We start from the raw sequence: 246 nt of genomic DNA, 5'->3' as shown, positions 1-246 counted from the left end.
GTCTTCAACGAGTAGGAATCATAGATAAAGCTTATCAACGGGCTGATCAATTAAGTGGTGGGCAACAGCAACGCGTTAGTATTGCTCGTGCGTTAACTCAGCAGCCAAAGCTTATTCTTGCAGATGAACCTGTAGCAAGCCTGGACCCTCCAACATCACATGCTGTTATGAAGGATTTACAGAAAATAAATAAAGAGGAAAATATTACTAAGGTTGTAAACCTTCATGCTATTGACTTATCTATGC

General features: G+C 40.2%; 1 protein-coding gene. It reads left to right on the top strand.

Annotated features, from left to right (window positions below; genetic code table 11):
- A partial coding sequence (locus AOA62_RS05040; RefSeq protein WP_143521761.1) for an ATP-binding cassette domain-containing protein occupies nt 1-246 on the top strand: 246 nt, incomplete at both ends.

It is taken from the genome of Pseudomonas sp. 2995-3, assembly GCF_002742565.1.
GTDB lineage: Bacteria > Pseudomonadota > Gammaproteobacteria > Pseudomonadales > Pseudomonadaceae > Aquipseudomonas > Aquipseudomonas edaphica.
The sequence above is the reverse complement of the archived record's forward strand: the minus strand, read 5'-3'. Positions and strand labels throughout refer to the sequence as shown.